The 18,103-nt window shown below is 41.0% G+C and carries 16 protein-coding genes; 13 read left to right on the plus strand and 3 right to left on the minus strand.

Translation table 11 applies throughout. The annotated features are described in order from the left end of the window. The first annotated feature begins 34 nt into the window (after positions 1–34). The 12 genes from EHO58_RS13615 (at position 35) to EHO58_RS13670 (ending at position 12,298) form a co-directional block, all read left to right on the plus strand. The gene (locus EHO58_RS13615) at positions 35–766 is read left to right on the plus strand and encodes a LolA family protein (RefSeq protein WP_135626024.1); all 732 of its coding nucleotides are present in this window, start codon (positions 35–37) and stop codon (positions 764–766) included. A gap of 25 nt (positions 767–791) precedes the next feature. Beyond that, a complete protein-coding gene (locus EHO58_RS13620; protein ID WP_135626025.1) occupies positions 792–1,919 on the plus strand; it encodes a helix-turn-helix domain-containing protein in 1,128 nt (375 codons plus the stop codon). A gap of 8 nt (positions 1,920–1,927) precedes the next feature. Further along, positions 1,928–3,253: a 30S ribosomal protein S12 methylthiotransferase RimO gene (gene rimO / locus EHO58_RS13625; RefSeq protein ID WP_135680295.1), complete on the plus strand. Its 1,326-nt coding sequence runs from the start codon at positions 1,928–1,930 to the stop codon at positions 3,251–3,253. Next, the gene (gene pgsA, locus EHO58_RS13630) at positions 3,250–3,984 is read left to right on the plus strand and encodes a CDP-diacylglycerol--glycerol-3-phosphate 3-phosphatidyltransferase (RefSeq protein WP_135626027.1); all 735 of its coding nucleotides are present in this window, start codon (positions 3,250–3,252) and stop codon (positions 3,982–3,984) included. Before rimO ends, pgsA begins: the two co-directional genes overlap by 4 nt. Next, positions 3,974–4,984: an anthranilate phosphoribosyltransferase gene (gene trpD, locus EHO58_RS13635; RefSeq protein WP_135680296.1), complete on the plus strand. Its 1,011-nt coding sequence runs from the start codon at positions 3,974–3,976 to the stop codon at positions 4,982–4,984. The genes pgsA and trpD overlap by 11 nt, the downstream gene beginning before the upstream one ends. A 54-nt stretch (positions 4,985–5,038) precedes the next feature. Next, on the plus strand, positions 5,039–5,377 hold the full coding sequence (gene yajC / locus EHO58_RS13640; RefSeq protein WP_100708269.1) for a preprotein translocase subunit YajC: 339 nt from the start codon (positions 5,039–5,041) through the stop codon (positions 5,375–5,377). A gap of 40 nt (positions 5,378–5,417) precedes the next feature. Then, complete coding sequence (locus EHO58_RS13645; protein ID WP_135680297.1) at positions 5,418–6,128, plus strand: SRP-less Sec system protein; 711 nt, start codon at positions 5,418–5,420, stop codon at positions 6,126–6,128. Between the two features lie 10 nt (positions 6,129–6,138). Beyond that, positions 6,139–8,079, plus strand: coding sequence for a protein translocase subunit SecD (secD, locus tag EHO58_RS13650; RefSeq protein WP_135626030.1), 1,941 nt, complete (start codon positions 6,139–6,141; stop codon positions 8,077–8,079). Continuing rightward, positions 8,072–9,010, plus strand: a complete 939-nt coding sequence (gene secF, locus EHO58_RS13655) for a protein translocase subunit SecF (RefSeq protein ID WP_135626031.1) — start codon at positions 8,072–8,074, stop codon at positions 9,008–9,010. Before secD ends, secF begins: the two co-directional genes overlap by 8 nt. Further along, complete coding sequence (locus EHO58_RS13660) at positions 9,007–10,290, plus strand: bifunctional diaminohydroxyphosphoribosylaminopyrimidine deaminase/5-amino-6-(5-phosphoribosylamino)uracil reductase RibD (protein ID WP_135680298.1); 1,284 nt, start codon at positions 9,007–9,009, stop codon at positions 10,288–10,290. The genes secF and EHO58_RS13660 overlap by 4 nt, the downstream gene beginning before the upstream one ends. Then, complete coding sequence (locus EHO58_RS13665; RefSeq protein WP_135680299.1) at positions 10,275–10,880, plus strand: riboflavin synthase; 606 nt, start codon at positions 10,275–10,277, stop codon at positions 10,878–10,880. The genes EHO58_RS13660 and EHO58_RS13665 overlap by 16 nt, the downstream gene beginning before the upstream one ends. Positions 10,881–11,092: 212 nt before the next feature. After that, on the plus strand, positions 11,093–12,298 hold the full coding sequence (locus tag EHO58_RS13670; RefSeq protein ID WP_086446677.1) for a bifunctional 3,4-dihydroxy-2-butanone-4-phosphate synthase/GTP cyclohydrolase II: 1,206 nt from the start codon (positions 11,093–11,095) through the stop codon (positions 12,296–12,298). Here the strand turns inward: EHO58_RS13670 and pdxH are convergent. The 3 genes from pdxH to EHO58_RS13685 are packed head-to-tail and all read right to left on the minus strand — an operon-like array spanning position 12,295 to position 14,913. Beyond that, the gene (pdxH, locus tag EHO58_RS13675) at positions 12,295–12,936 is read right to left on the minus strand and encodes a pyridoxamine 5'-phosphate oxidase (protein WP_135680300.1); all 642 of its coding nucleotides are present in this window, start codon (positions 12,934–12,936) and stop codon (positions 12,295–12,297) included. The two genes, EHO58_RS13670 and pdxH, sit on opposite strands and share 4 nt — an antisense overlap. A gap of 5 nt (positions 12,937–12,941) precedes the next feature. Then, positions 12,942–13,787: a prepilin peptidase gene (locus EHO58_RS13680; RefSeq protein WP_135680301.1), complete on the minus strand. Its 846-nt coding sequence runs from the start codon at positions 13,785–13,787 to the stop codon at positions 12,942–12,944. A gap of 10 nt (positions 13,788–13,797) precedes the next feature. Further along, complete coding sequence (locus tag EHO58_RS13685; protein ID WP_135680302.1) at positions 13,798–14,913, minus strand: pyridoxal phosphate-dependent aminotransferase; 1,116 nt, start codon at positions 14,911–14,913, stop codon at positions 13,798–13,800. Positions 14,914–15,046: 133 nt separating this feature from the next. Here EHO58_RS13685 and EHO58_RS13690 point away from each other — a divergent pair, with 133 nt between their 5' ends. Continuing rightward, positions 15,047–18,076 carry an AAA family ATPase gene (locus tag EHO58_RS13690; protein WP_135680303.1) on the plus strand — a complete coding sequence of 1,010 codons (3,030 nt, stop codon included), beginning with the start codon at positions 15,047–15,049 and terminating at the stop codon, positions 18,074–18,076. Positions 18,077–18,103: the final 27 nt, after the last annotated feature.

Below are 18,103 nucleotides of genomic sequence, written 5' to 3' on the forward strand. Positions count from 1 at the left end.
CCATCCTGGAAAAAAATCCCTGCATTACCTGAGAATGAAAGATACCTTAAGCAATCGTTCTATATTTATCGCCTTAAGCCTGACCGTATTATTCGGCAGCTCCTCTCTAGGCGCTCAGTCATCCGCAAAACACCATTGGAATTCACCTTCTGAAGTGGTTAAAAAAGTCAGAAAAACTTTTTCGGACCTAAAATCTTATAAGGCTGATTTTGTAATCCAAACGGAATCGAACAAAAAAGTGGTCACTAAAAAAGGTGTCTGCTATTATAAGAAGGGTGGAAAGATCAAATATGAATTTTCAGATCCTTCCGGTGATGAGATCGTTTCCGACGGTAAAACTCTTTGGATCTTTATCAAAAGATTGAATGCCGCCGGAAAGCAGGATCTTACATTAAATAAATCTAATAAATCCGGCCCTATTTTTTCCCCAATGACGGAAGAGGGTCTTTCCAGGATTTTCAGAAAGTATCATTATAAATTCGAGTCCATAGAACAACCTCAGGTTTCTCCTAAAGACAATCGTCAATATTTCGTATTGGCTTTGGAACAGAGAGAGAAGATCGGCGGTTACGAAACTATGACCCTCTACGTAGACGCACAAACTTCCTTTATCAAAAAGGCAGTGGCGAGTGACGGAAGAGGTAAGACTACAACTGTGGAATTTTTCGGATTAGATCCGAATGCGGATATCGAGGATGGAGTATTTAATTTCCGTCCTGACGGTAATTCTAAAATCGTAAATAACCCCTTGGTGTCGGAAGAATAAATCTTCCTAGGAAAGGAGAGCGAAATTGAATCAGAAACGAGTAGGGCAAATCCTTAGAGAGGCTAGGGAAGAAAAAAAGCTCACTGTAAAGGACGTATCCAAAGATACGAATATTTCCGTTAAGTACATTCTCGCATTGGAGACTGAGGACTATGCTCAGTTTCCCGGAGAAACATTTACCATAGGATTTTTAAAAAACTACGGTAGTTACTTAAAGTTAGACACGGGGATGCTGATCAATTTATACAGAGGTGAAAAGATAGAAGAGTCTCAGGCTCCTTTAGAAGAACTCACCAAACCTACTTCTAATTTTTATTATGATCTAAATTTCGATAAAAACAAACTGATCACTGCTATTTCAGTTCTGGTAGTAGCGATCGCTGCGGTTTTAGTTTATACCATTATCGACGGATCTTCATCTGATGATGATGTCGCGGAAGAAAGTGGAAGAAGACTGGAGATCCCGGAAAATATAGATTTTATCAATCGTTCCGTTCCGGAAACAAGACCTGAAAGTTTTATCTTAACTGCGAACCAAGGTGTGAGCTTTAGCGCTTCCAACCAACAGTGTAAACTTTTCATCTCTTCCGTAGAACAAGGATCTGATACAAATACCGCAGTTCTTGCATTCAATGTGTATCCTGAATTGACTGTTTACAAATTCAGATTGTCCGAAGGTCAGGAAAAAGTTCTGAGCTATTCGATCCCTGAAATTTCTTCCTTACGTAGAAGTATCAGGATTGCCGCTCAAAGTGTGACCGGAAGTTCCGCAAAAGTTTTAGTTTCTTTAAGTGAAGAAGAGAAACAAGGCACTACTGTACAGTCTAATCCTCAAGGAGAGGATTCCACCAAAACTTTAGGTGATGTTCCGATCCAAGTTACATTATTTTTCTCTAAACCAAGTTACGCTGAGTTCATGATCGATGGCCAAATGGGTTTCAGAGGTCTTGTGCAAGGTGGAGAAAATAAAACTCTAGAAGCGAAAGATCGTCTGGAGATCAAAGTAGGAGACGGTTCCGCAGTGGAGATGATCCAGAACGGAAAACCTAAAGTGGTTTTAGGACGTCCCGGAAAATTAGTGAAGAAAGTTTATATAAAAACACCAAACCCTTACGATAGCACACAGTTTATCATTAAGGAGTTGGGCGAGTAAGGCTTCGTTTGGATAAAAAGTTCTACATCACCACTCTCGGATGTCCCAAAAATACCGTGGACTCCATGAGCATGCACCACTCCCTTTTGGAAGAAGGTTTTCTTCCGGCAACAAAACCGGAAGAGTCCGATTTCCATCTGATCAACACTTGTACTTTTATCCGCTCCGCAACGGAAGAAACCATTCAAACAATACTTGGTGCTGCCCACGCCAAAAAACAAGAAGGCCAGAAACTAGTCGTTGTAGGATGTTTTGCAGAAAGATATCCTAAAGATATCTCTGCAGAAATTCCGGAAGTGGATCTGGTTTTTGGGACCGGAAAATATTCCCAAGCAGGAAAGATTATCAAGGAAGCTTTCCGTAGAGATATTTCTTCTCCTGCAAAAACCGAATTCAACTCGGATATCGTGGAGAGAATGAAACTTTCTCCTGAGATAGAGAATTATTCCAAACCTTATGCATACGTAAAGGTTTCGGACGGTTGTAATAGAGGTTGTGCATTCTGTATCATTCCTTCTCTTCGCGGAAAATTCGTGGATTCTCCTCTGGAAGAGATCGTCCGAGATACGAAAAGGGCAATTGCTGCAGGTGCAAAAGAGATCTGTTTAGTTTCCCAAGATACAGTGTATTATGGAAAAGACTCCGACAAACTTCTGGATATGATCAAAACTGTATCTGATATAGAGAACCTGGAAATATTAAGATTATTATATCTATATCCGGACAAGAAGACTGAAAAAATCCTGAGACTCATGGGCGAGACTCCTAAGATCGCTCCTTATTTGGAATCTCCTCTCCAACATGTTTCCGAAAGAGTATTAAAAAACATGAATAGAAGTGGGGGATATTCCCAATTCAGAGATTTATATTCTCTCGCAAGAGAAATGAGACCTGATCTTGAGATCAGAACTTCTTTTATACTAGGTTTTCCCGGAGAAACAGGGGAAGATGTGGATGAGATCCTACGATTTGTAGAAGAGACTCGTCCTGAAAAATTGAATTTATTCTCTTATTCTCCTCAAGAAGGAACTAAAGGTGCAGATTTGTCCCAAACAGTTTCCGACAAAGAGAAGGCGAAAAGGATCAATCTGATCCGAGATACACATTTGAAAATCCTACAAGAGATCCACGAATCCAGAATAGGTAAAACTTATACTGCGATCGTAGATGGACTGGAAGGTAATACTGCAATCGTCAGACGTTTGCAAGATGCTCCGGAAATAGACGAAGTGGTTTATGTAGAAGATCCTTCTTTGAAGCCGGGCACAATCGGAAAAGTGAAAATCGAATCTTTTTACGAATACGACATGATGGGAACTTGGTTGGAATCTTGAATCCGAATATTAACTTACCCAACGCTCTTACCGTACTGAGAGTTGCTTCTCTTCCTTTTTTCATCTGGTTCCTGTACCAGAAGGAGCAGGCTTACCATATCGCCGCTTTGGTTTTATTTTCTCTGGCATCTCTCACAGATTTTATTGATGGTTATCTGGCCAGAAAATGGAAACAAGAGACCGAGTTCGGAAAATTTTTAGATCCACTCGCGGATAAGATCATCGTAGTGGGCTGTTTTACAACATTCATATTTTTACACGAACAAATCGAACTTTGGATGGTAATACTGATCATCGGAAGAGATATGCTGATCACGACCTTACGTTATCTTGCGATCCGTTTGGGAAAATCTATCCGAACCACAATGCTTGGAAAGGTAAAGACCGCCTTTCAGATGGGTGCCATTATTCTAATTTTGATCTTCTTTATATTAGTTTCTTCGAATAAAAGAATTTTGATCAATGAGGTCTACCAAAGCGGTAAACTTGCAGGAATGAGCGTTTTTGGGATAGCTTCCGAAAACGCAGTTGCATTCGTTAAGGTTTGGCAGGAAAACGGTGCCCCTGGCTGGAACGAATTGGTATTCGGACTAGGTGGATTTGTTCCGTATTTCGGAATGCTTTTGACCACTCTAATCACTGTACTTTCAGGAATACGTTATTTGATCTCAAACAGGGAAGTGATCCGTTACAGCTCTATACGGAAGGCCTTCGGTAAAAATGGAAATTAGACAAGCTATCATCAAAGTTCTAGAAAAAAAGAATCTTACAGTTTCGGAAGCGGAAATAGTGATCAATTCCGTAATGAGAGGAGAAGTATCAGAGATCCTACTTTCTTCTTTTTTGACCGCAATGAGAGCAAAGGGAGAAACCGTAGACGAACTATTAGGTTTCTGTTTAGCACTTCGCCGTAACGCGCTCAAACCTAAAACTGCTTTTCCATTCGATATGCTGGACACCTGCGGAACAGGAGGAGACGGAAAAGGAACAGTTAATATCTCCACACTTTCTGCGATTGTAATTTCTTCTTTAGGGATCAAGGTTGCAAAACATGGAAACCGTTCCGTTTCTTCTCATACCGGTTCCAGCGATATCCTCGGAAGACTAGGTTATAATACGGAAAAAACCCAAGAAGAGGTGGAATCCCATTTAGTGGAAAACGGATTTGCATTCTTATTCGCTCCGATGTGGCATCCATCCATGAAGTTTGCAGGACCTGTCCGTAAAGAATTAGGTTTCAGGACCTTATTCAATATGATCGGCCCTTTGAGTAATCCATTCTCTCCTCAGTACCAGATCATAGGAGTGTACGAGCCTGAATTGACCGAAACTTTTATCCGGGTTCTGCAAGGTTTGGGTTTGAGAAGGGCTCTAGTATGTCATTCTAGAGACGGACTGGATGAATTTTCCATTTTCGAAAAAACGGATTATACTCTGTTAGAAGACGGAGTTATTTCCAGGAAGGACTTCGATCCTAAAGATCTGGGTCTAAAAGATCTGAATCCTGAGGAAGTATTTACCAGCGGGCCGGACCAAGCCGAGTCTTTGGCTAGAAAGATCCTGGCAGGGGAGAAGATCGCGGGCACCCATGCAGTTGCCTTGAACGCTGGAGCCGGGCTTTTCACCTTGGGTAAAGCTAATTCTATCCTAGATGGATATAAAACGGCATTAGAACAGTTGGCTTCCGGAAAAACAGGCGCCTTCTTTCAAAATTTAATTACCAAGGGATAATAAAGGAAAATACTGGTCTCAAAAAGGACCAAAAAAGGAAACACAGGCTTCATCATGCTTAGCAATTTTCAAAATTTATTAATATTAGCCCAAGCGGATCCGGCTGGGGCACAAGGTGGTGGGTTTAATACTCTATTATTCATCCCGATCCTATTTATCATTCTGTATTTTATAGTGATCCGCCCTCAAAGAAACGAAGAAAAGAAAAGAAAAACGATGATCGAGAGCCTACAAAAAGGCGACGTAGTCATCACTTCTTCCGGGATCCATGGCAAGGTGGTAGAATTTAAGGACAATAACGAATCTGTTGTTTTGGCAATCGCTAAGGACACCAACGTTACCTTCAATTCCAGCACGATTTTAAGAAAGAAGGAAAAAGAGAAAGAGGCCTAATTCCCTTTTTCCGATAGTATCAGTATAATCGGTGCGACTCATGAATAAGATCCTATGCCTCCTTCTTTGTATTTCTTTGGCCCTTCCAATATTTGGACAGGACGGAGAAGAAATCGATTTTTTGGATAAGGTTTCCGAACCTAAGAAGACAACCACTTCTTCCAAAAAGACCCCTCTTGCAAAAGCTTCTAGAAAGAAAAAAGTAAAGAAGAACGCGGGTAAAAAGAAGAAGGTAGTCGAGTCCAAAGAGACCGAGCAGAAAGAATCAGAGCCTAAGAAAAAAGTAGATCCTGAGATCGCACCGGAAGATCCCTCTCAAGGAAAAAATTCAGGAGATCCTAACGGACCGAATGAAACCTCTGAGAGAAATCTAAATAAAGAAGTTTCTAATCCGGAAGTTTCGGCTGAGATCCAAAAGCCTTACTGGTTAAATGAAGAAACAAATTTAAGCCCTAAAAATCTGCCCGGTTATAATGCTAGCGCTTCTTCTTTACCTAAAGAAGATATTTCTATCAGAGAGAAGTTGGGAGAGATCCTAAAACTCGGAGACGATAAGAAAAAAGAAGAAGAGAAAAGAAAGGCCGCAGAACAAAAAGAACAGGGAGCAATCGCAGGATTTTTCTCTGAACATAAAAAGGCGATTATCATCATCGCAATCATACTTGCTTTTGCTTTATATCAATTCAGAGCCAAAGGCGCACGCGTCACTCGACGTTCCCCTGTGACCATCAATAAAGTGAGAAGAGACTAGGAGTCCGAATTTGAAATCTGTCCAATGGATTTTTGTTCCAATATTGGTAGTAGCGTCTTCATTGACGCTTCTTTATCCAAACTTCGCCGAAAGGGAATTGGAACTCGCAGTAAGAAAAGAATTTAAAGAATTACCTGAAGAAACCCGCAAAGAAGTTCTTTCTAATTTTGCGGAAAGATGGAAAACCGATTATAACCCGAAAAGCGATTGGCAGATCGAACCTGATCCTAATATTTTCCCGGACCAGGATTATTATCTAGTCAAAGGAAGATTTATCACTTCCGCAAAGATCAACCAGCTTTCTCAGGAAAACCAGGAACTCATCTTAGAACCTAAGAATAAACTTAGACCTACTTGGGTAGAAGAGTATATTTTCGGTGGAAGACCTTTGGCGATCCGTCTGGGATTGGACTTACAAGGTGGAATGAGAGTCGTTCTGAAAGGTGATTTCGACGACTATACTTCTAAATTAAAAGATTCTTATACAAAAGAGATCGAAGAGCTTACTCGCAAAAAAAGTGACGCTAGTCTTTCCGAAAAAGAAAGAAAAGAAGCTCAAGACAAACTGAAAGAGATCGAAAGTTATTTCGAATTAACTCCTAGTAGAAAACTTGCAGAGTTAGAAAAAGCTAAGTTGATCATCGACAACCGTCTGACCAACCAAAACTTGACCGAACCTCAGGTGCGTATCCAGAAGGACCAAGATTCTATCGAGGTTTCTTTACCAGGTGTAAGCAACTCTTCTCAGATCCTAGACATTATCAGAAACACTGAGACCGTGGAATACAGATTGAGAGAGCCATCTGATTCAAACGCAAACTCCAGAGGAACTTACCACGACGCGATTGAGTTGGAAGAAATGAAACTCATGAACGAGGGCAGAAAGGAAGAAACTGAGATCGTAAAATTCCAGAATATAGTTAAACAGAAACTGGGAAAAGACGAGCAGGATAAATTCCTGGCGGCTATGGAGAAGAAGTATAATATCCCTGAAAAGTATAAATTATACGTAAAATGGTCCAGAGCAAATAACCCTAAGGCATCCCTACTTCCTAGAGAATTTGTAGTTCTGGAAAGAGCTATCTCTCTCGACGGAAAGGACATGAGAAACGCTCGTGAGAGTTACGACCAAAACAGACTTTCCTATTACGTTTCCTTCTCCTTAACTTCTCAAGGTGCTGAGAAATTTTTCGATATCACTTCTAAAAACGTAGGAAGACAACTTGCAATCGTTTGGGGAGACAAAGTTATCTCTGATCCAGTAATTCGTAGTCCTATCGCAGGCGGTAACGCTCAGATCGACGGAGAGTTCGGACAAAAAGAAGCTACGGATCTCGCAAATGTGATCAGCGAGGGTGCACTTCCGATCCCATTAAACGTTCTGGAAATGAGATTTATAGGTCCTACTTTAGGGATCGAATCCATCGAAGTAGGATTAAAAGCGGTTCTTTTAGGATTCGCACTCGTGATCGTATTCATGTTGGTAATCTATAGATTGTCCGGCTTTGTTGCGGATATTGCACTTCTTGTGAACGTAATCGTGCTTATGGCACTTCTTTCCTTGATGGGATTCACTTTGACCTTACCTGGTTTTGCGGGGATCATCCTCACCGTGGGTATGGCGGTGGACGCTAACGTTATTATCTACGAAAGAATTAAGGAAGAATTGGCTTCCGGAAAACATGTGTCTGCCGCGGTTGCCCAAGGATTTGATAACGCTTTCTGGACGATTATGGACAGTAACGTGACTACTTTGATCTCAGGGATCTTGATGATCAAACTTGGAAACGGACCGATCAAAGGATTTGCGATCACTCTTTGTTGGGGTATCATCACTTCCCTGTTTACCTCATTGTTCTTGAGTAGAATGATCATGGATCTATTGGTAAACAAATTCGGAGTTCGTAAACTTCGGATCGGATTCAAAAAACTGGAGTCCAAAAATGTTTGATTTTATAAAATATAAATACGTATCCATTTCTTTCTCTGCCATCCTGATCGCTGTCGGGTTTGGAGTTACCTTCGGAAAATACGGAGGATTCGCTACTTCTTTGGATTTTGACGGTGGTTTAAGAGCCGTCGTAGAGTTTCCGGAGAATGTAGAACGTAAAAACTTGGAGGAGTATTTCTCCGCTAAAAATTTAGAAGCAGTTTTGGTTCTAATGGATAAGGATAAAAACGATTACCAAATCGATATAGGCCTTGGTTCCGTTGATCAGATCAAACAACTTTATATAGAAAGAAAAGGTAAAGATAGTGTAGAAGCAAAACAAGCTTCTGCGATCGACGCATTGATCGGTCTTTTACAAGAAGACTTTAAATTAGAAAAAAAGAAAATTCTCTCCGCGAACCAAGTAGGTTCCGTGGTGGGGGCTGAGTTAACTTCTACAGGGATCTCTCTTTTGGGCCTAACTCTTTTCTTTATCATGATATATTTGAGCTTCCGCTTCCAATTCAAGTTTGCATTGGGAGCTATCTTAGCTCTAATTCATGACTTAGTGATCACGATCGCATTTATCGGATTTTTCCAGATTAAACCGAGTGTTCCTATTATCGCGGCTCTTTTGACATTACTCGGATATTCAATCAACGATACGATCGTGGTGTTCGATAGGATCCGTGAAAATGCTGGGAATTTGAGAGATACATTTTCTAAAGTGATTAACCTTTCGATCAACCAAACACTTTCCAGAACTTTCAATACTTCTGTTGCAACTTTGATTTCCGTAGTTGCGATCATCATAGGTGGAGCAGTGGAGTTATACGATTTCGCGTATGTTCTCACTTTCGGGATTATACTCGGAACATTCTCCTCCGTGTTCATTGCTGCACCACTCGTGGATATCTACGATACTCTGAGTCAGAGGTGGAAACGCTCTTGAGTTCTTCCCTCCCGGATCGGATTCGGGAGGAATTGACTCGCTATTCCTTTGTCTCCACCGGATATTCCAGCCCGAATCCTCCGGTGGCCTGCGTTTTAGAAGACTCAAACACCGGTGAAATTTTGTCTTCTGCTTCCACACAAAAAGCCGGACAAAACCACGCAGAAAGAGAAGCATATCGTTTGCTTCGAGAAAAATTCCCGAACGGAAAACTCCCCGACCATAATGCTTACGTAACTTTAGAGCCTTGTTCTCATTACGGTAAAACTCCTCCTTGTATTGATCTTTTCCTAAAAAAAAAACCTGTTCGATTGGAATATGGCTGGAAGGACCCGAATCCTTTGGTGTCTTCTCATTCCGGTTTAAATAAATTATCAGAGATCGGAATTCAGGTGATTGAAAACGCCGAGTTAGCCGAAATCTCTTCCCAATTCCTGTTCGGTTTTAGATCCAGAATAGAAAAAAGAAGGCCTGCTTTTTTACTCAAAACTTCTCTCAGCAAAGAAGGTTATTTCAGTTCGGGAGAAGGTCTCAGAGAGAAAATATCTTCTTCCGAGTCGGATGTATTTCTTTCTATGCTAAGAGCTAAAGTTGATGCGATCTTAGTCGGGCCGAATACCGTAAGGGTAGACGATCCAGGTCTGGATTTTAGAATACCTTCTTCTTTGCCGAAGATCGCACCGCAGATTTTGCATGTGCCTGAGAATGTCGGTGTGAATCAAAATATAGGTAGGAACTCCTACAAAGGATTTTCGGGACTTGTCTCTAAGGTTTTGGAATATTCTTCTGATCCTGAAGTTTTTCAGATCCATAAAGAAAAAGAGAAAGATTACCAACCGCTTAGAATTTTCTTTTTATCGGATCAAAATTCGATCAGTCAAAACTTTTTGGAAAAACAAAATAATATAAACGATCGTATCGGAAAGAAGAATGCCGCATTCTTCTTGGATGAAAAAAAATCTTATGATGCAAATTTTCTTAAACGATTAGAAAATTTTTCTAGGTTTCCATTAGAGAAGGTTTCTTTCTCTGATATCCCCAGAATTTTAGAAGTTTTAGATTCTTGGGAGATTAACACGGCACTCGTAGAAGGTGGAAATTTTCTATACAAACTATTTTCTTCCATACTTTCGGAAGAAGATGCTATCTTACAAATCAGATCGAATGCCGTTTCTTTTCCAAAAGGAATCTTGCCTGAATGGAATGGAAAATTTTCCATGGAATGGAAGGCGGAACTCGGTTCTGATCTTTGGGAGTTGGGAAGATGTTCACAGGATTAATAGAGACTACCGGAAAAATTGAATCCGTCCAAGACACTGGGGATGGTAAAATATTTAAGGTAATAACCGCTTGGAAAGATCCGGATCTAAAAAACGGCGACTCTATTTCGGTCAACGGAGCATGTCACACCGTAACTTCCTTCCAAGAAAGCGGAAACAAATTCGAATTTTATTCTTCTTACAAAACTTTAGAGCTCACCAATTTCGGAAGTTTCCAAGTAGGAACAAAGATCAATTTAGAAAGATCGGTCCAACCCCATACCAGAATGGGCGGCCATTTTGTGACGGGGCATGTGGATCTTACAGGTACGATTCTTCTTTCTGAAGAAAAGGATTCAGGAAAAGTAAGAAGGTTCGTAATTTCTCATGATCCATTATTTACCAAATATTTTGCGGTCCGGGGTAGCGTAACTGTGGACGGAATTTCTCTCACGATCGTGGATTCTAAACCCGGTGAGTTTGAACTAGTTTTGATCCCGGAGACTCTTATTGTCACCAATGCTTCCGAAGCATGGAAGGTCGGAGCCAAGGTAAACTTGGAAGTGGACCTGATCGCGAGATATTTAGAGCAACTAGGTAAACACGGCTAAGGGTTTTTCACGCGAAGCCGCGAAGAAAAGAAGGTCTTGATTTTTGACTCCGAAAATCTTAGCGGTCTTTGCGCCTTTGCGTGAGCATCCGATTAAGAAGTTTGTTCCCCTGGCAGTATCTTTTGTTCGAATTACCAACTATCAGTCTCACTTTTCCGCGCCAGCCAGGATTTATCATGGAAAAAAAACAGTCCAAGAAATGAGGTGGAATCATGATCGGCTCCATTGAACAGGCAATCGAAGATATAAAAGCGGGGAAGATGATCATTCTCGTGGATTCCGAAGATCGGGAAAACGAGGGAGATCTGGTTTGTGCCGCCCAATTCACTGATAAAGAAAAGGTGAATTTTATGGCCACTTACGGGAGAGGCCTAATTTGTTTTCCTATGGAGGGAGACAGACTCAGACAATTAGGTCTGAACAGAATGGTGGACGACCTAAGTTTGGGTGACAAACACGGGACCGCGTTCACAGTTTCCGTTGACGCAAAAAACGGAACTACTACTGGGATTTCTGCCCAGGATAGAGCGACTACAATCCAAGTACTGATAGATCCTAAAACCACTCCGGGTGACCTAATGAAACCTGGTCATTTATTTCCTTTGCAAGCAGTTTCGGGTGGAGTGCTCAGAAGAGCTGGTCACACAGAAGCGTCTGTAGATCTTTCCAAACTTGCGGGTCTTTATCCTGCTTCTGTAATCTGCGAGATCATGAATGATGATGGAACCATGTCTCGTCTTCCTGATCTGGAAAAATTCGCAGAAAAACACGGACTCAATATTTACACTATCGAAGATCTGATCCGTTACAGAAGGAAAAAAGAAAATCTAATTCATTTGGAAGTGGAGACAACTCTTCCGACTGAGTATGGAGATTTTTCCGTCAGAGCTTATTCTACAATCATCGACGACAAAGTCCATGTTGCATTAGTAAAAGGTAAAATTGATAAGAACGACCCTATAATGGTCCGCGTACATTCCGAGTGTTTTACCGGGGATATTTTCGGAAGCGGCCGTTGTGATTGTGGGCCTCAACTCCATTCCGCTCTTTCTATGATCGCTCAAGAAGGGAAGGGAATCCTTCTTTATATGAGACAAGAAGGTAGAGGGATCGGTCTGATCAATAAACTTAAGGCTTATAATATGCAGGACCAAGGTTTGGATACTGTAGAAGCGAACGAGAAATTAGGATTTGCTCCCGACCTTCGAGAATACGGAGTGGGCGCTCAGATCCTGAAAGATATAGGTGTAGGTAAGATGAAACTTCTTACGAACAACCCTCGTAAGATAGTCGGTTTGGAAGGTTATGGTCTGGAAGTTACGGATCGAATTCCTATAGAAATTAAACCTACAGGGAATAATCACCATTATCTATTCACTAAAAAAATGAGAATGGGGCATTTGCTCGGACTGAACTAAGGTTGTAGTCTGGTTTTTGCCCAAGAGCCGCTTTCTTTTCGGAATAAGATACGATCATGTAAGCGGCTTCTTCGTCCCTGCCAAAATTCTATTTCAGAAGCTTCTAATATATATCCTCCCCAGTTTTCAGGTAGAGGAACGGTTTTGCCTTCGTATTTTAGTTTTAGATCTTCATAATGTTTATCTAAAATAGATCTGTCATCGACCGGATCACTTTGAGAAGAAGCGAGTGCGCCTATTTGACTTGCGAAAGGTCTGGAATGAAAATATTCTTCCGAATTTGCTCTCGAAACTTTGGAGATCTTTCCCCTGATACGGACCTGTCTTTCTAATTCCGCCCAGAAAAATACAAGGCAGGCATTCGGATTTGATTCTAATTCTTTTCCCTTAGCGCTTGTGTAATTGGTATAAAATTGGAATCCTTCTTTGTCGATCCCTTTGAGTAATACGATCCTTGCGTCAGGCATTCCGTCTTTTCGAACAGTTGCCAAAGTCATAGCAGTAGGCTCTCTTACTTCCGAATGTACAGCTTGGTCGAACCAGGTTTTGAAAAAATCGATGGGGGAATCTCCGATATCTTTTTCGTCCAGAGATGCTTTGCTGTATTCGTTACGGATATCAGAGATCTTATTTTCCATATTTCTTATAGAATGAGATCTGCCCAGTTGGGAAGTAAACCTGAATTTGAAAGCATTCTGGCTATAAATGTCAATACTAGTCCGATCGAAAAATAAACTCCCATAGGGATTGGGACTTGTCTTAAACTTTCTCCTTTTTTTCTTTTCAGGACAGTGATAATGATCGCGATCCCATAAGAAGAATTTAAGAAAAATATCCACCAAGGATGTATGCTTAAGAATGCAAATGCGGGTGCGAATATTGCGTCCGCAAATCCCATACTCGCAGGAAATATAAAATAAATTAAGAAGAATACAGCGGAGAAGGAAACATAAACGATTAACTCAGCTTTTCCCGGAACAGAATCAAATAATAGATAATTTGCCAATGCACCGAACAGAACGATAAAAGGCAAATTTTCATAATCCAAGGAAAACTTTTTGAAGTCGGTGCTTGCCGCGACTAGTAGATGCCCGCATAAGGCCACGAATGCAAAACTTCCTAATAATTTTCCGGAAAGAAGAAAGGAGACTACGAATAATAATCCGAATACTGCCTCGCATAGAGAGTATAATGGATTGATCGGAGCCTTACAATTCCTACATTCTTTTTTAGAGATCCAATATCCGAATACTGGAATGATTGAAGCACCTTTGATCTGTGTTCCACAGGATTCGCAGGAGGAAGGTTCTATTAAGATCTTTTTAAGTCTAAAAAGTTTAGAACCGATCTTTCTTTCTTTTCCGTAATAGAATCTAAGGATCCTATAGGCTAACGTAGAATAAAAACTTCCCATGGAGAAGGAGACTAAAATGCCTCCAATCCAAATGAAAAAGATCAAATATGGGAATTCGGAATAGTACTCCGCCAAAAATTTTCTCTTAAGAAGCCAGTTCTTTTAGTGCAGTTATGCCTCGTTTCAGATTCTCCCATTCGGAAGCAAAACTGATACGGATATATTCTTTGGAATCTACGAATATATAACCAGGGACTAAGATCAGGCCTTTTTCTTTTACTGCTTTTACGATAAAATCATCATCCTTCTCCTTTATTTTTAAGAAGAAGTAGAAGGCACCCCCGCTTTTTTTCAGCTGGTAATGATCCTTTAGATTTTCGTAAACAAAATCCCTTTTTTCCTTATAATCATCTATATAAGGTTGCATATCGGTTTTAAGAGCTTCTATCCCCATCCATTGGGTCACAGAAGGTGCACAAACTAAAGTGTATTGTTGTAAGGTGGTTAACGTTTTTATAATAGGAGCTGGAGCGACTATGGATGCTAATCTAAGTCCCGTCATACTATATGTTTTGGAAAACCCGGAAAGAGTGATCGCTCTTTCATAAAAAGATCCAACGGATAAGAAAGACTTATCGTAATCGAACTTCTCGTAGATCTCGTCGGAGATCAAATAAGCCCCCGTTTTCTCTGCGAGTTCCGCAAGCGCCGTTAGTTGTTTTTTAGTCAAAACGGTTCCGGTAGGATTAGAAGGAGTGGAGAAGATGATGATCTTCAACTTTTTGTCCTTGAATACATTCAGATCTTCCGGTTGGAAATCTTCCGAAACAGTATTCATCTTCCCGCCATAAATTTTGATATAAGCAGGATACATCAAGAAATGAGGAGTTACTACAAGGCACTCATCTCCTTCGTTCAAAAGAGAATTGAAAAGTAATAAAAACGCGGAGCTGATCCCGGAAGTAACTAAAAGACGTTCCGGACTTGCGTAATCGATCCCGTTTTCTTGTTTGTATTTTTGGGAGAGAGCTTCTTTCAGTTCCGGAATTCCCGCCGTTAATGTATAAGCGGTTTTTCCGTCGCGTAAAGCTTTGACTCCGGCTTCTACAATATTCGGAGGACAAGGAAAATGAGGTTGTCCAATGGAAAGATTGATCGGGTCTTTTAAGGTCCCGGCAAGTTCGAATGCTTTTCGGATGGCTGAGGAATCCAAACCTTGGATTCTTTGCGCTAGTACATAATCAAGGGTACTCTGGCTCATATAAATACGCTAATGTAGGACCTATTTGTTCGTCAAACTGGATTCGTGGAATCAGTTGGAGTGTCCAACCAATCGTTCTCAGAAATAACGAAATGAGATTGCCTCGGAATTCCACTTTCCGGATCTTGGGGACATGGATACAATTTCAATCGCCGGCATCAAAGTACCTAAGTCTAAATTAGGAAATAACTCCGGCTCTTTAGGTTCCGATCTGGTGGAGACTGATTCCACAGTTAGGAATTTGCAAAATATTCTGTATCCTCTTCTGGAATCCCGCCCGGTGCTACTCGTTGGAGATGCTGGTGTTGGAAAAAACGCACTCATCTATTATATCAACTTCAAGAGAAATCATCCGACTGCAAGATTCAGTTTTAACGAGGACACTCTTCCTGAAGATCTAATCGGTTCTTATCGTTTACTTTTGGATGGAAAAGGTTTCGCTTGGGGAGATGGCCCATTAACTTCGGCAGTCAGAAGTGGTGCAAGTTTTGTGGCGGATGAGATGAACCTTTGTCCACCTCATATCATCAAACGTTTTTCCACTGTTTATGAATCCAATTATCTAGAACTGATCGAGGGAGATGGAACTCGTATCCATGGTGCGGAAGGTTTCAATTTTATAGGAACCCAAAACCCATCGGAAGGATTCGAAGGACGTAAACCTCTTCCTTTTGATATCACCAGATATTATTCTACTGTATTCATAGATCCTCATACTCCAGATGAGATTTTGTTCATTTTAGGAAAATTATATCCGAACATGGATACTGATATTCTTAAATCCTGTATCCGTATTTCACTCGAGACTGAGACCAAAGTTGTTTCAGGTAATTTAGGAAAAGGTGATTTAGAAAAATATCACTTCAATATCCGAAATCTTAAAAAACTTTGTAATCGTATTCTCGCCCTAAAGGCTGATCAACCTGAGCTTAGATTCAGGGAACTCTGGAATTTCTACGTAGAACCATTCCGCAAAGAAGATGATCGCAATTCTCAAATTGAACTTCTACTCAAAGAAACTGGATTAAAATCCAAGCCGAACCTTCCTGAACCTAAGTTCGAAGTTCATAAGGGATCCTTATTCTGCAACGATAAGGAAATCCATGTAACGAATGAGAAGACTGCAAAAGAAATTCTATCCTCTGTTCCGATGCCTTTGAAACTAAGAGAGTTTGCGGAGAAGGTTTACTCTGCGGTTCAATTTAAAGAAAACGTTCTGATCGAATATTCTGAAGAGCAGGATCCTCAGCTCATTCTACCTTTATTCACTGAGATCAGCGGTGTTCCTTTAGAAGCAGTTCATCTTTGTAAAGGAATCCACACCGCTGATATTATCGGTGCTTTAAAACCGATCGCGGGTTCCCAAGTCGGGTGGGTAGACGGCCCACTTACTAAAGGTATTCGAGAAGGTGGAAATATACTGATCACCAACTTGGAAGCGGCAGGAGCGGAACTCGTAGAAAAACTGAATATGCTTACGGATGATGCAAGAGCACTTGTTCTTCCTCCTGAAAGTTCGGAAGATAAACCTCTTTCTTTAAAAGAAGATTCTCGTATCTTCGCATTGAAATTATTCAGAAAAACTAAGTCTACTCCTACAATTTCTAGAGCATTCCGTAACAGATTCACTTCTGTTCTGTTCCCGGAACTGGAAGATAATGCGACACTTAAAGAAATCCTAAACTTCTATCTGCCGGAAGGAGACCTTGTCTCTAAAATGGCGGAGTTTCATACTAAGATTAAGGATCTTGCCAAAAAGAGAACCATCGGTTCTGCGAATTTAATGCCTTATACATTCGGACTTTCTAATCTTCTGCAATGGAAGGATCATATTCTTCGCTACGCGGATGAGTCTCTCGGAAAAGAGGGCTTGCGTGAGATCGCTCTTAGAGGCGGAAAGATCGCTTATTCCAATCAGGTTTCTGATCCTGGAGAAAGAAAAGAGTTGGAGAGAATTTTAGAATTCTCCTTATCAGGAATCGAGATTGTATCGGACTTCTTCCAAACCTTGGAGGATAAGAAAAAAAAAACTCTGACCCCTTCTACCGAAATCGAAAAGAAACGTTGGTGGGATCCTGAATTACATAAAAGAGAACCTCTTACCGGAAAAGCGGAACTTAAAAACTCAGGAAGAGAATTAAGAGAAGGCCTGGAGATCAATACTCCTGAAACGGGCGGCCAAAGAAAAGAAGGCCCGGACGCCTGGTACGGACAAGAGACCAGAGGAAACATGGGCCAAGGTGAACCCGCAGGCGGAGGTGGAGCCTGGGGTTATCGCACTGAAGAATTATATAAAGCATTCTTAGCAAAGCGCAGGATACTTTGGGAATACACAATCCAAACAAGCATCAAAGAATTTAAGGAAGTATTCGGGCGCAGTTTGGAAGAAGTAGAACTGAACCTAGAAAGACTTTTTGATCCGGAAATAGATATCAACCGGATGTATAGAAGTGAAGGTTCTCGCATCGACACCAGAAAATATATATCCTTTCTCTCCGGAAAAGGGGACTCTAAGGTATTCGATAAGACCACGATAGATAAGGATGAAGAAAAACTAAAAGGTGTAGAAGTCGCCTTCTTGGTTTCCAAGTCCCGTAGGATCTTCAACTTCGAATATTCTGTCGCTACATTATCCGCAATGCTCTCCAGCGCTCATATCCTGGATGAACATGACGTAAACTTCTCCGTAACGGCTTATTCTGATAGAATGAACCGAAAAGACAGGATCGATTTGGTTCAAGTGAAACGAATGGACGAATACTTCGACTCCAAAAAGGAAGAGGAGATGTTCGATTCTCTCCGCTCGGACTGGCAAGGGGATTCAATCGAAGAATACCAGCTCTTAGAACAGATAGAATCCTACTTTTCCCCGGAGGCCCAGACGAAAATACTGGTTATGATTTCGGACTTTAGGGGACAAAGGGGTAAAACGGAGATCGAACAGGAGATCCAATCCCGAGACAATAAACGTCTAAAGGCAGAGATCCTTAAACATTCGAATAAAAATTACGTGTTTTTGGGTGTGGGACTGGGACGCAGATATATTGCGGAACATTTATTTCCGGATTCTATCCAAATCACTTCCGAAAACTTTTATAATATGCCGAATTTAATCGGAGCAGAACTGGGAAGATTGATCCTGACTCACCATTCTTCCCGATAACGGCAGTGCGGGTATGCCCCGCGCTTG

Source organism: Leptospira selangorensis, from assembly GCF_004769405.1.
Taxonomy (GTDB): Bacteria; Spirochaetota; Leptospiria; order Leptospirales; family Leptospiraceae; genus Leptospira_B; species Leptospira_B selangorensis.